The following is a 14018-nucleotide window of genomic DNA, read 5'->3' on the forward strand; positions in this document are numbered from 1 at the left end:
AGGATGCCCTTTAAGAGCATCCATTTATTCTACCATTCTCCTGGATAAGCTAAAATATAAACAGGAACATTATATTTTCTTCCCCAGTTGTTAATTGCTTCTTCATTAGAATTAACATATACATCAATAATATTGCCTTTTATAGCTCCACCAGTGTCTGACGCTATTGCTTTACCATATCCCTCTACATATACTAGTGATCCTAGTGGGATAACTCTTGGATCTACTGCTATAGTACTAATTCCATTTGGATCTCTTACAGGTACAGTTCCTGTTGCTGTAACCCCGCCACCACTATAAGCTGTAGATTCTACATATAAAACACTCTTATAATCTAATAGTTGCCCATTTCTACTTGCAAATGTTCTTCTAGTTCCTTGTGCAACAATTTTATTCACTGGTTCTGCTACTACTTTTGAGCTTTTAACAGTTTTTGAAAATTCTTTTCCATTTTTATATACAACTTCATAAAGAACTTCCTTTTCTCCTGCTGCTCCTTCTTGTTTAACTTCTTCAAAGCCAGAATCGAGATTAGAGTCTTCTTCTACAACAACATCAAAATTAATAGCTTCTGAAGCTAGATGTTTTTTAATTTCAATTTTAACTAAATTGATTTGTAAATTAGATGTAATCTCAGTATCCAATGCAGGGCTTATTTCATCTACCCCCTGATTAAATTCAATGCCTTGTTCTTTAAGTTCTTCTTTTTCTACTTCCAGCATCTCTTCAATAGTATCTTCTGCTGTGTCTATTTTGGCTTTCTTATCACCAACAGTTAATTCTACTGAAACAGCTCTTTTAATAGATATTGTATCTCCTTCAGATACATTACCATTTAAAGCTGGTTGAACTTTATCCTTAGGATTAACTATAACCCCTTGTGAATCCAACACATCTTTAACAGTCCCTTTATATGTGACAAATGTTTCTTCTTTGCCGTCTATTTTCATCGTTATTGTCTTTCTCATACTTACGAACGTCACTGATATAATTACTAATGTAAGTAAAAAACCTATCAGTATTTTTGCCTTTGGACCGTTAGAAAAGTTATTTTTCAGGTATTTTTTAATATTTTCTACCATATCTACTTCCTCCCTTTGGCAAGAGCGTCTTTTGAATTATAATAGAATGTGGCGCTTTTGTCAAATTTGACCTCCTGCATAACAAAACTGTACTAATAAAATGCAGCACTGTGCATAGTTAAATATAAATTATAAAATAATAGCAATTTTACAGTTGTTTATCAAAAGTAGATATTAATAACAGCTTTTCTTTAGTTAAAGGTTATCTTGTAAAAATATAGTAATATCTATTAATTTTACTTTATAACTCTTTTCCTATCAACCTCTTAAAATTCTCATTTGTAATTAAATTAACCTCTTTTGAGTCTAATCCTCTAATTTGAGCAATTTGTTCTATTATATAAGCGATATAATCTGATTTATTCCTTTTTCCTCTATTTGGCACAGGTGCCATATAAGGTGCATCTGTTTCTACTAGTATTTTTTCCATAGGAATTTTACTTACTACCTCAACAACTTTTTTAGCATTCTTGAAGGTAACAACACCACCAATTCCTATGTAATAACCAAGTTTTATACATTCCATTGCAAATTCAACACTTCCTGAAAAACAATGAAGTATTCCCTTTACATTCGGGAACTCCTTAAGTATATCTAGGGTATCCCCATGTGCATCTCTATCATGTATTACAACTGGTAGATTTAACTTCTCTGCTAATTTCATTTGTCTTCTAAAAACTTCCTTTTGAACTTCCTTAGAAGGATTCTCTTCCCAATAGTAGTCTAAACCTATTTCTCCTATAGCAAGTATTTTATTATTTTTACTTATTAAATCTATTATTTCATTTTCTACATCATCATTAAATTCATCAGCATTTTCTGGATGAATTCCTAATGCTCCATAAATAAAATCATTGTCTATAGTTAACTTATATGTTTTATCTATACTTTCATAACTTGATGCACAATTTAATATTAGTGCAACTCCATTTGACTTAATTTCTTTTAAAAGCTCTTCTCTATCTTCATCAAAGGAGTTATCATCATAATGGGCATGCGTATCATATATTATATACTTATTTTCCACTTTTTATACCTCCATTTTTTTTATTATATTTATCATTATAGTACAAAAGTCAAAATAATAAACATAAATCCTTTAAATTACTATATAAAGTTAAATTCATAGTAATAAATATATCTTTTTTATGCTAAAGAAAAAAACTCCTTACGGAGTTTTTAACTTTAATTCTTAAGTTGCTATAGGTCTTCTAATAATATTATTACTTTCTTCCTGAATTTCCGATATTATTAGCGTGGTCACCTATTCTTTCTAAATTACTTATTAAATCTAAGAATACAACACTAGATGCTGCTGAACAGCTCTTATCATGTAATCTCTTTATATTATTTTCTCTAAGTTTCTTTTCTAATTTATCTATTTCTTCTTCTACAGTTTCTAATTCTTTTGGTGCACTTATATTTCTATTATTATAACTCTTTATTGAAATCTCTATAGCTTCAATAGTCTTATCAAATATTAACTTAAGCTCTTCTTTTGCTGGATCTCCAAGATGAATGCCCTTACTCATTTTTTCAATAGCTAAATCTGCAATGTTTTCTGCATGATCTCCTATTCTTTCAATATCATTTATAACATGATATGTTGAACTAAACATCTTAATGTCCTCTTCTGGTAATTCCAATTGAGATAATTCCACTAAATAATCTGTTATATCTTTTTCTAGTGCATTTATAATTTTTTCGTTTTTATATACCTTCTCAGCAGCTTCTTCACTATTTTCAGTAAATGCTGTCATTGCTAAAACTACATTTTTCTTAGCTTTTTCAGCCATTCTTAGAGTTTCCTTGAATACTTGTCCATTTGCTACAACTGGAGTTTCTAGAAGCTTTTTATCTAAATATATAGCTCCTTCTTTTTCTATTTCTCCATCACCAGGAAGTATTAAGTTTACTAACTTAACTAAGTATCCAGAAAGAGGTAATAAAACAACTGTTACTGTTATATTAAATATTGTATGAGCATTAGCTACTTGTCTTGCAACATTTACATCTGTTCCTTGTATAAAGTTTATAAAAGGATTTATAAATGGGAAGAAAAGTACAGCTCCTATTGTATTAAAGAATAAGTGAACTAGTGCCGCCTTTTTAGCAGTTCTGTTTGCTCCTAAAGAAGCAAGTATTGCAGTAACACAAGTTCCAATATTACATCCTAATATTACAGGGAATGCTAAATGCATGTCTATAGCACCTGTAGTGGCTAAAGCTACTAATATACCTGTAGTAGCTGATGAGCTTTGAACTACAGCTGTCATACCAAGTCCTGCAAGCAATCCTAATATACTATTATCCGCAACTACAATTACGAAATCTCTAAACCAACTTGCTTCAGAAATAGGTTGCATTGCAGTAGACATTGCTCCCATTCCTAAGAAAAGTATACCAAAACCTAAAGCTATCCCAGCTAAATCTCTAACTCTTTTCTTTTTTGCTACAAGTAGTATTATAGCACCTACACCAACAAATATTGGAGCAATTGCATCTAAATCAAAAGATACCATTTGAGCTGTTATTGTAGTTCCAATATTTGCTCCCATTATTACTCCAGTAGCTTGGGCTAATGTCATTAAGCCAGCACTTACAAAACTAACTACCATAACTGTAGTTGCGCTAGAGCTTTGAATTATAGCTGTAACTGCTGCACCTACTAAAACTCCTATGTATTTATTGCTTGTTAATCTTTCTAGTATAGATTTCAGTTTCTCCCCTGCTGCATTCTCTAATCCATCGCCCATTAGCTTCATTCCGTATAAGAACATACCTAATCCACCAATAAGACCTGTAAAAATAGAAAAACTATCCATTAATATTCTCCTTACTAAATTAATACTTTTTGTTAATTTTACATTAACATTTCGTTAACAAACTTAATATACAACGATTGTTTTAAAATGTAAATATTAATTGTATGTTAAATTTTCTTAACATAAACTTATATTAATATTTTATTTATTTTTTTGTCACAGTACTGTCATAATAATGATATATCATAATACTTGTAAAGTAGTTAAAGCATTATTATTTACCCCTAAAACCATCTAATGGTCCCTAGATTAAATTTTTCCCCAAAATTATTTAATCTAGGGTTTCATTTTTTTTAATACCTTTTTTCTTTTAACCTGCTTAGTTCTTCCGCAGCTTTCTTTTTTTCTATCTTACTAAATAAATTCTCTATTTTTTTAATTTTTCCTTCTTTTTTCTCTGTATAACTCCATATAGCTTCATCTAAATCCAAAGCAATTCTAATCTTTTCACAGGTTCTAGGCATAAATGGATCTAATAAATTTGATAGATTTACTATCAATTGTAGTGCTTCATAAATTTTTATTTCTCCAACTTCGTATGCTTTATTTACTTTCTTAACCATTGATATAATTTCTAAAAGAGAAGCTTTAAACATACCTTCTTCGATATAATCACCTAAATCAAAATATAAATTTAGAATTTCATCTTTAAACTTTTTAGATACATCACCCTTTGGAATAACAGCTTTATACTTATTTTCAATATCATTTAGAACCTTACTAACAAAACCTCCAATATTATTCACTAATTCCCTATTTACAACATTTATAAAATCTCTCCATGTAAAATCAGTATCCTTCACTTCTGGAGAATTAAATGCTAAATAGTATCTAAATTCATCTGCATCATAATTTTCTACAATATAATCTACCCATATTGCCCAATTCCTAACTGATGAAAAGTTCTTTCCTTCTAGTTTTAAATACTCACTAGATATAACTCGTAAATTAGGATTTTTTATACCAAGGCCAGCTAAAATCGCCGGAAATATTACTGTGTGGAAAGGAATATTATCTTTTCCATGAATGAAATAGACTCTAGAATCTTCGCCTTCCCAGTATTCTCTCCACTCTTCATCTTTACCTTCTAAAGCCTTCATACTAGCTGTCAAATATCCCATAACCGCTTCTATCCAAACGAATATCTTTTTATCTTCATATCCTGCTATGGGAACATCTACTCCCCAATTGAAGTCCCTTGTTACAGCCTTATCTCTTAAACCTTCATCTAAATATCTATTTACTATTTTTTGTGCATTTTCTCTCCATCCCTTTTGTCTAATCAAAAGCCTTCTAACATCATTTTCAAAATTTGATAAATAGAAAAATAAATGCTTTGTTCTTTTTTCAATAGTTTCACTACCACAAAGCTTACACCTTTTATCTAATAAATCTTCACTTTCTACTATTTCAGAGCAATTTTCACATTGATCTTCAGATACTATCTCCCCACAATGAGGGCATTTCCCCTCTACATATCTATCAGATAAAAACTCATTACAACTTTCACAATAAGTTTGTTCAATTTCTTTTTCATATATATAACCTTTATTATATAAATCAAGAATAAATTCTTTAACCTTTTCCTGATGATATTCTGAATGTGTTTTCTCAAATACATCAAAAGAAAAACCAAGGCTTTTAAAGCACCTTTTAAATTCTTCATGATATTTAACTGTAGCTTCTAAAGGCGTAATCCCCTCTTCTTTCGCCTTCATAGTTACAGGAGTACCATGACAGTCTGTCCCTGATATAAATATTACTTCATCCCCCATAAGCCTATGGTATCTTGCAATAATATCCCCAGGTAGTAATACTGCTATTCTTCCTAAATGCAAAGGCCCATTAGCATACGGCCATGCATTCCCAACTATTATATTCATAAAAACCCCCTTCTTGTAATTAATAATGCATAATTTATAATGGATAATTAATGAGAAAACTCAGCTTGCGCTGAGTTTTTTATATATAGAATTAGGAATTTCTCCACTAGGAGAAATTCCATCCTAAATTATGCATTATGCATTACCCATTATGCATTATCTAACAACGCTTCCAGTTGGTAATTCTCCTGGATTTACTACTTTTAGTAAGCTATCGTCATCTGTTGATGCTGCTAGTATCATTCCTTGTGATAGTTCACCTCTTAGTGTTACTGGTTTTAGGTTTGCTACTAATACTACGTATTTACCAACTAATTCTTCTGGTTTGTAGTATTGTGCTATTCCTGATACCACTTGTCTTTGCTCTCCATTTAAATCTACAGTTAATTTTAGTAATTTTTTAGCTTTCTTTATTGGTTCACAAGCTAATACTTTCACTACCCTTAAATCTATTTTTTCGAAATCTTCTATAGTTATTTCTTCTTTTATTGGAGTTATTTCTTTCTTTTCTTCTGGTTTGTTAGCTGCTAATTGTGCTTCTCTTAAAGCATCTAATTCTGCTAACTTTTTATCTACATCTATTCTTGGGAATAGTGCTTCTCCTTTTTGAACCTTAGTTCCAACTACTGTTCCGTCAAAGCTGTTTAAAGATTCAAAAGTTAGATTGCTTGCATTTATTTGCTCATTTATCTTCTTACTTGTTTCTGGTAAGAAAGCAGATAATAATACTGAAGAGAATCTTAAGCTTTCTACTAAGTTATATAAAACTGTTCCAAGTCTTTCTTTCTTTTCTTCGTCTTTTGCTAATATCCATGGTGTAGTTTCATCAATATACTTATTAGCTCTTCCTATTAAATCAAATATATATTCTAAAGCTTCTGGTATTCTTAAATGATCTATTGCATTATTTACTTTCTTAGGAGTTTCTAAAGCTAAGTTAATTAATTCATCATCAATAGCTTCTTTAACATTGTTATTTGGAATAACTCCATCAAAGTATTTTTCTATCATAGCTACAGTTCTAGATAATAAGTTTCCTAAATCATTACAAAGATCAGAATTTATCTTCTTTATAAAGATTTCATTGTTAAATAATCCATCTGCTCCAAATGGAATTTCTCTTAATAGATAGTATCTAACTGCATCTACTCCAAAATTCTCAACTAGAGTTACTGGATCAACTACATTCCCCTTAGATTTAGACATCTTACCACCATCAACAAGTAACCATCCATGTCCGAATACTTGCTTTGGTAATGGTAAATCTAAAGCCATCAACATAATTGGCCAATAAATAGTATGGAATCTTAATATATCCTTACCGATTAAGTGAACATCTGCTGGCCAGTATTTGTCATAAAGTTCCTTATTATCACTACCATATCCTAATGCTGTTATATAGTTTGAAAGTGCATCTATCCAAACATAAACCACATGACCTTCATCAAAAGTAACTGGAACTCCCCAGTTAAAGCTTGTTCTTGAAACACAAAGATCTTGTAACCCTGGTTTTAAGAAGTTATTAACCATTTCATTTTTTCTTGATTCTGGTTGAATAAATTCTGGATGTGTTTCTATATATTCCATTAATCTATCTGCATAATTGCTCATCTTAAAGAAGTAAGCTTCTTCCTTTGATTTTTCTACTGGTCTACCACAGTCTGGACAGTTTCCATTAACTAATTGAGTTTCAGTCCAGAAAGATTCACATGGAGTACAATATAATCCTTCATAAGAAGATTTATATATATCACCCTTATCATAAAGCTTTTTAAATATATCTTGAACAGCTTTGATATGATAATCATCAGTAGTTCTTATGAACTTATCATAGCTAATATTCATCATCTTCCATAAATCTTTAATTCCTGCTACTATTTCATCTACATGCTCTTTAGGTGTTATTCCCTTTTCTTCGGCAATTCTTTGTATCTTTTGACCATGCTCGTCTGTTCCTGTTAAGAACATTACGTCATATCCTGTTAATCTCTTATATCTAGCTAAAGCATCTGCAGCTACAGTTGTATAAGTATTACCAATATGAAGTTTAGTTGATGGATAATAAATTGGTGTTGTAATATAATATGTTTTCTTACACATACTATTTCCTCCCTATAATCGTTCTTTCTTTAATAAAAAAGCCCCTATATAGGTATATTAAAACCTATATAGAGACGTATTATACGTGTTACCACTCTAATTCATATTTATTTTACAATAAATATCTCAACAGGTGATTTCATTATCACCTTGCAATATAACGGTTGCCACCGTATTCCCCTATCTAATTAGTTTAATTAGTTCAGAGAATATGCTCCAAGACCATCTTCATAAAGCTTTATGTCGCTAGCTTTCACCTACCCTAGCTCTCTTTAGACACTCCTTCTTTACTACTCTTCTTTTCATAGCATTTCAATCATTGCTATTACTATGATATTCTATATTAATTTCAGTGTCAATTACTTTTAAAGTATCATTTATCATTAAACTTCTTTTTTATAAGTCTATCTAACATCATTCTAGATAAGATAATCACAAACATGCTAAATAACAATATAAATGTAAAAGAATTCTCTCCAAATATAAATAATAATATAGCATTAACTATAAATAAAAATGTTCCTATTGAACCAAAAATTTTTGCTGCAAGCTTATTGGAATACTCCCATGAAATCTTGTCCTTGATTGTATATTGATTTTTATATCCAAATTTCATTTCCTCATATTTTGTTGAATTGGATTCATATAGTCCCCCTATAATAAATAAACCTATTGGTATTAATTCTCCTATTAATAAGTAAATCCAAAATTCCATAATACACCTCTTTCTATATTATAATTATATATAATTTATCATATTATTATAATGTTATCCTAGATATTTTTATTATGGCAATACAATTCAAATTATCTTTCATATTATTAATAAAATATTGTAAAATATCACTATATATTTTATATGGTATAATAAATAAAAAAAAGATTGGAGTTGATAATGTGAAAAGGTTGGACTTGCCTCATATAGGTTCTAGAAACATTAAAACTGCTCTTTCAGTTTTAATATGCCTAATATTCTGGCCAAACTCTCTTTTTGCAGCAATCGCAGCTGTAATCTGTGTTCAAAGTACAGTGGAAAACTCACTAAAAACAGGGCTTAATAGACTTATAGGAACCTTACTTGGTGGTTCTTTATCACTGATACTTTTATATATTATTAATGAAAATCACCTTCATAGCTTTTTACCTATAATAGTTGCTGCAGGAGTTTCATTAGATATTTATATTTGCAACTTAATAAAAAAACCTTCAGCTAGTTCTATTTCATCAATTACATTAATGGCAATATTAATTATTCAAAGCTCTAATGATCCTTTGATGTATGCTGTTCATAGAACTGTTGAGACTGCATTTGGAGTAATAGTTGCAATCTTAATTAATAAGTATATACATCCTCCAAAAGAGAAGAATAATGTTAATGAGAATAACTAAAGATATAATAATTAAATTAGAATAACTAAAGATAAGGAGATATAATATGAATTTCAATTTCCCAAGCATTGGACTTAGAACAATTAAAACTGCTATTGCAGTGTTTCTATGCTTATTATTTTTCCCAAGCGAACCATTTTTCGCTTGTTTAACAGCTGTTTTTTGTGTTCAAGATACAGTTTCTAATTCTATTAACATGGCTATAAACAGAGCCTTGGGAACAGTTTTAGGAGCTGTAGTTGGACTCATATTTCTACTAATATGTAGATTCTTTACTTACAATATATCTGTATATTTCATTAGTAAAGTCCTAGTTTATTTTACAATTGCAATAGGGATTATTATAGTAATTTACTTATGTAATATAATTAAGAAAAATGGTGCTATAAACATAGCTTGTATAGTTTTTCTAGCAGTTACTACAGTCCATGCATTTGGTAATCCAATTTATTATACTCTTAATAGACTTATAGAAACTCTATTTGGTATATTTATAGCTTTGATAGTTAATAAATTTATATCACCACCCAAATAAAAGCGGTGCTTTTATAATGAAGAATGTAAAATGTAGAATGTAGAATTAAGGTATAAATTATTACTATGTCATAATTTATAATGATGATAGAATTAAAAAATTAAAGAAATAAGGAGAAGAATTTACCTTATCTAATTCTTCCCCTTATCTCTTAGTTATTATCTATTTTCTCTTACCTAAATTCCTCTTGTTTCATGTTTTAAGAATTCTTTTTCTTCTTCATTTAAGTATGGGCTTAGTTTTTCAAATACCATCTTATGATAATCATTTAGCCAAGTTTTTTCTTGTAATGATAGCATTTCTGCATTAACCCCTTCTAAATCTATTGGGCAGTAGGACATAGTTCTAAATTTATAGAATTCACCAAATTCCTCTGATACTAAATCTTTTTCTACTATAATAGTATTTTCAGTTCTTATACCGTACTTTCCTTCTTTATATACACCTGGTTCGTTTGTTATAACCATTCCTGGTTCTAATTCTGTTGAATTTCCCATAGGTCTTATAGCTTGAGGTCCTTCATGAACATTTAAGAAGAATCCTAGACCATGACCAGTTCCACATTTATAATCTATTCCATAATTCCAAAGTGGTTTTCTTGCTAATACATCTAAATTAAGACCTGTAGATCCTCTTAGGAATCTAGCTGTTGCTAATGCTATGTGTCCTTGTAATACTAATGTATAGTCTCTTTTTTCTTCTTCTGTAATTGGTCCTAATATGAAGGTTCTTGTAATATCAGTAGTTCCATCTAAATATTGAGCACCCGAATCTAAAAGGAACATACCTTCTGGCTTTAGCTCATAATCACTAGCTTCTGTTGCTGAATAGTGCATCATAGCTGCATGCTCTTTATAACCTGCTATAGTTCCAAAGCTATCTCCCTTATAATTTTCTCCTTCTGCTCTAAAATCTCTTAATTTATCACTTGCTGATATTTCTGTAATCTTTTCTTTTCCTATGTTTTCTTTTAGCCATTTTATGAATTTAACCATGGCTACTCCGTCTCTTACTTGAGAAATTTCCCAATTAGCTATTTCTACTTCATTCTTTATAGCTTTTAAATTAGTCGTTATATTAGTTTCTCTTATTACCTTTACTTTGTCATTTAATGATGTAAATATCTTAGCATTTAACCTCATTTCATCAAGTATAACTGCTCCACTTAAAAGTTTTACATCTTCTTCAATTTCATTATATTCTTTAAGTATAAATCCTTCATTATGAAGTTTATCCTTAGTTACATTATCTAACTTATTATTATTAATATAAAGATTAGCATAATCTTTTCCAACTACTGCATAAGCTAAGGCTACAGGATTAAACTTAATATCATTTCCTCTTATATTACATAACCATGCTATATCATCTAAAGAAGATACTATATAAAAATCTCCTTTTTTACTTTCCATATTTCTTCTAACTTCTTTTAGCTTTTCACTAGATGACTTCCCTGCATATTTTTCATTATGAATGAATATTTTATCTTGAGGTAACTCTTGTCTATTAGTCCATATATTCTCTAATAAATCTTTATCCATCTTAATACTAAAACCAATTTCCTTGGCAATATTTAAGTATCCTTCATATTCCTTAACGGAAAATACTTTACCATCAAAACCTAAAGTCTCATTAGCTTTTATGTTATTTCTTATCCATTCTTCAATAGTTGGATAACCTGGTGTTCTTATTTTCATAACTGAAATTCCACTACCACTAAGTTCTTTATCAGCTTGGATAAAATATCTACCATCTGTCCAAAGATATGCTTCCTTTTTTCCAACTAAAAGAGTACCTGCTGAACCAGTAAAACCAGAAATAAATTCCCTTCCCTTAAAATATTCAGCAACATATTCACTTTGATGAGCATCACTACTTGGAATAATATAATAATCTATATTTTCTCCTTTCATAACTTCTCTAAGCTGTTCTAAGTTATTCATGCTTTTGCCCCCTAATTCTATTTTCAAAATATTTTTACTATATAATTTACTATAGTCTATAATATATAACTTTTCAATTTATTATACGCATCCATATTTCTAAATGAAATTTTATCTAACAAAAAAGGAGCTGCCTAAGCAACTCCAATTTTTATTCTACTTTTTTCCCAAGGATTTGTACTCCTAAATAAACTGCTAAAAGTGATATCGGAAGTACAATATACCATTGCATTCCAAATCCTGCAGGTATATAACCAAAAACTACGGTAATTATTGCTACAAATAATGCATACCATATTTGTGTATTAACGTGAGCTATATGATTACATCCAGCTCCCATAGATGAAAGAATTGTAGTATCTGATATAGGTGAGCAGTGATCTCCAAATATTGCTCCAGTTAAAACTGCACTTGTACTAACTATAACATAGCTCATTTCCGGATTCATTGAATAAGCTAATGGAATGGCCAAAGGCATTAATATTCCCATAGTTCCATAAGCTGTACCTGTTGCAAAGGATATTACTGCAGATAATATAAATATTAAACTTGGAAGTAAAAAGTTTGGTAATGAACCAGAAAGTAATGTAACTAAATACTTAGCAGTTCCTAAATCTTTAATTACTGAACTTAATGACCAAGCTAATAATAATATTACTCCTGTTATTAATAATGGCTTCATTCCATCTATCCATGTTTCTATTGCTTCTTCAATAGTAAATATCTTCTTAGCTACTCCCATAACTATGGCAACTATACTTGCCAATATAGCAGATTGAAATAAAGCTACTGATGCATCTGATGCACTAAAAGCTTCTTGTATTGCCCTAAAGGACATTGGAGAATTTGTCATTATTTCTTGTAATGCAATATTTTCTTCAGCCATTATAGAAGAATACCCACTATAATAGAAGCAAATTAATGCAGTAACTACTAGTGTTCCTATTGGTATAATAGCACTCCAAATACTTAAGTTAATTCCTGGCTTTGGCTCAAGTTCTGAATGCTCCATGCTTGAACTTGATGCATTATTTTCACCTTCCTTTATCTCTTTTCTTCTAGCTTCTATTTCAGCCTTATACATAGGCCCAAAATCTTTTAATAAGAAAGATGTAATAAATACAAAGAATAAAATTAATATATTATAAAATCTATAAGGAATAGTTTGTAGGAAAACTCCAAAGGCATCTACTTGTTGTCCTACACCATTTATAAAAGCATAATTTATTAATCCAACTTCTAAGCCTATCCAAGTTGAAACAATTGCAAGTCCTGCTATAGGTGCTGCTGTTGCATCTATAATAAAAGCAAGTCTTTCTCTAGATATTTTCATCTTATCTGCTACCGGCTTCATAATAGGTCCAACTATTAATGAATTTGCATAATCATCAAAGAAAACTGTTAATCCTAGTAAAAGTGTAACTAATTGCGTACTCTTAGCTGTTTTTGCTTTTTTTGCTAGAGCTTCTGCTATAGCCTTAGCTCCACCCATTTTAGCAACTAAGTGTATAACACCACCTATTACTAATACTTGAAGTATTATACCTGCATTCCACGGATCAGCTAATGAATTTAAAACCCTAGATACAAAATCTAAGAAAGAATTAACTAAAGCCATCATAAAGGAACTATCTACTAAGTTAACTAAAAAAGCTCCCACAAGTGTTCCTATAAATAAGGATATTATTACATTCTTAGTTAAAAATGCTAGAACTATTGCTACTATTGGTGGTATTAATGTTAAAACTCCATAATGATTAGCATTAGCTGCAGCAGTATCAATCTCTGATGCAAAAACCACTGATGTAGCAGTATCAATCTCTGATGCAAAAACCACTGATGTAGCAGTTAAAATCATCAACAAAGTCATTATAATAACTTTTATTTGTCTTTTATTTTTCATACTAAGTCCCCCTTAAAGTCTTGTAAATAATTAAAGGGCAGAATTTTATTTATTATTTTTATAATCTTAAAATAGTTTTCCACAAATTCTTAAAAATATAATATTTAAATAATAAAAAAGCCTTGAGTATCAACTCAAGGCTATAAACATACTTACTAAAAATAATATTAAATCCCCTAATTGATAGCTCACCACAAATTTACTTTGTGACAGTGATACATATATTCTATGTAACCCCAGTCATATGATATTAAAGCATTAATCATACACTTCGGCGATAATTCCTTTCCTATTAAATCATAGTGCTTATCTCATTAATAGTACTCTTAAGTATCGCACCTCTACCCTGTGCTTATTT

General features: G+C 29.9%; 10 protein-coding genes, 1 riboswitch and 1 other annotated feature. Of the genes, 2 read left to right on the top strand and 8 right to left on the bottom strand.

Annotated features, from left to right (window positions below; genetic code table 11):
• Positions 1-29: 29 nt before the first annotated feature.
• From HUJ77_RS01235 to HUJ77_RS01260, 6 genes are all read right to left on the bottom strand, one after another.
• Entirely contained in the window at positions 30-1082 is a 1053-nt protein-coding gene (locus HUJ77_RS01235; RefSeq protein ID WP_291706749.1) for a 3D domain-containing protein, read from the bottom strand.
• Positions 1083-1323: 241 nt separating this feature from the next.
• Positions 1324-2109, bottom strand: a complete 786-nt coding sequence (locus HUJ77_RS01240) for a TatD family hydrolase (RefSeq protein ID WP_291706750.1) — start codon at positions 2107-2109, stop codon at positions 1324-1326.
• A 196-nt stretch (positions 2110-2305) separates the two neighbouring features.
• Complete coding sequence (locus HUJ77_RS01245) at positions 2306-3907, bottom strand: Na/Pi cotransporter family protein (protein WP_291706751.1); 1602 nt, start codon at positions 3905-3907, stop codon at positions 2306-2308.
• A 293-nt stretch (positions 3908-4200) separates the two neighbouring features.
• Positions 4201-5790, bottom strand: a complete 1590-nt coding sequence (gene metG, locus HUJ77_RS01250; protein WP_291706752.1) for a methionine--tRNA ligase — start codon at positions 5788-5790, stop codon at positions 4201-4203.
• Between the two features lie 156 nt (positions 5791-5946).
• Positions 5947-7890 (bottom strand): methionine--tRNA ligase, encoded by a 1944-nt coding sequence (metG, locus tag HUJ77_RS01255; RefSeq protein ID WP_291706753.1) that lies wholly within the window; start codon positions 7888-7890, stop codon positions 5947-5949.
• Positions 7891-7957: 67 nt separating this feature from the next.
• Positions 7958-8205: a binding site (T-box leader), on the bottom strand.
• Positions 8206-8263: 58 nt separating this feature from the next.
• Positions 8264-8605 carry an SdpI family protein gene (locus HUJ77_RS01260; RefSeq protein WP_291706754.1) on the bottom strand — a complete coding sequence of 114 codons (342 nt, stop codon included), beginning with the start codon at positions 8603-8605 and terminating at the stop codon, positions 8264-8266.
• Between the two features lie 182 nt (positions 8606-8787).
• On the opposite strand from HUJ77_RS01260, the gene HUJ77_RS01265 reads away from it, so the two are divergent.
• Positions 8788-9279, top strand: coding sequence for an FUSC family protein (locus tag HUJ77_RS01265; RefSeq protein ID WP_291706755.1), 492 nt, complete (start codon positions 8788-8790; stop codon positions 9277-9279).
• Between the two features lie 46 nt (positions 9280-9325).
• Entirely contained in the window at positions 9326-9814 is a 489-nt protein-coding gene (locus tag HUJ77_RS01270; RefSeq protein WP_291706756.1) for an aromatic acid exporter family protein, read from the top strand.
• Positions 9815-9990: 176 nt separating this feature from the next.
• Here HUJ77_RS01270 and HUJ77_RS01275 read toward each other — a convergent pair whose 3' ends face one another.
• Both HUJ77_RS01275 and HUJ77_RS01280 read right to left on the bottom strand, forming a co-directional pair.
• Positions 9991-11757 (bottom strand): aminopeptidase P family protein, encoded by a 1767-nt coding sequence (locus tag HUJ77_RS01275; protein WP_291706757.1) that lies wholly within the window; start codon positions 11755-11757, stop codon positions 9991-9993.
• A 151-nt stretch (positions 11758-11908) separates the two neighbouring features.
• Positions 11909-13660 (bottom strand): Na+/H+ antiporter NhaC family protein, encoded by a 1752-nt coding sequence (locus HUJ77_RS01280; protein ID WP_291706758.1) that lies wholly within the window; start codon positions 13658-13660, stop codon positions 11909-11911.
• A gap of 176 nt (positions 13661-13836) precedes the next feature.
• Positions 13837-14012: riboswitch (Lysine riboswitch) on the bottom strand.
• Positions 14013-14018: the final 6 nt, after the last annotated feature.

The sequence above is a fragment of the Clostridium sp. genome (assembly GCF_021443865.1).
Taxonomy (GTDB): Bacteria; Bacillota; Clostridia; order Clostridiales; family Clostridiaceae; genus Clostridium.

Coding starts and splice junctions, on each gene's coding strand:
- HUJ77_RS01235 (WP_291706749.1), bottom strand. CDS start 1,082: ATGGTAGAAAATATTAAAAAATACCTGAAAAATAACTTTTCTAACGGT.
- HUJ77_RS01245 (WP_291706751.1), bottom strand. CDS start 3,907: ATGGATAGTTTTTCTATTTTTACAGGTCTTATTGGTGGATTAGGTATG.
- metG (WP_291706752.1), bottom strand. CDS start 5,790: ATGAATATAATAGTTGGGAATGCATGGCCGTATGCTAATGGGCCTTTG.
- metG (WP_291706753.1), bottom strand. CDS start 7,890: ATGTGTAAGAAAACATATTATATTACAACACCAATTTATTATCCATCA.
- HUJ77_RS01260 (WP_291706754.1), bottom strand. CDS start 8,605: ATGGAATTTTGGATTTACTTATTAATAGGAGAATTAATACCAATAGGT.
- HUJ77_RS01270 (WP_291706756.1), top strand. CDS start 9,326: ATGAATTTCAATTTCCCAAGCATTGGACTTAGAACAATTAAAACTGCT.
- HUJ77_RS01275 (WP_291706757.1), bottom strand. CDS start 11,757: ATGAATAACTTAGAACAGCTTAGAGAAGTTATGAAAGGAGAAAATATA.
- HUJ77_RS01280 (WP_291706758.1), bottom strand. CDS start 13,660: ATGAAAAATAAAAGACAAATAAAAGTTATTATAATGACTTTGTTGATG.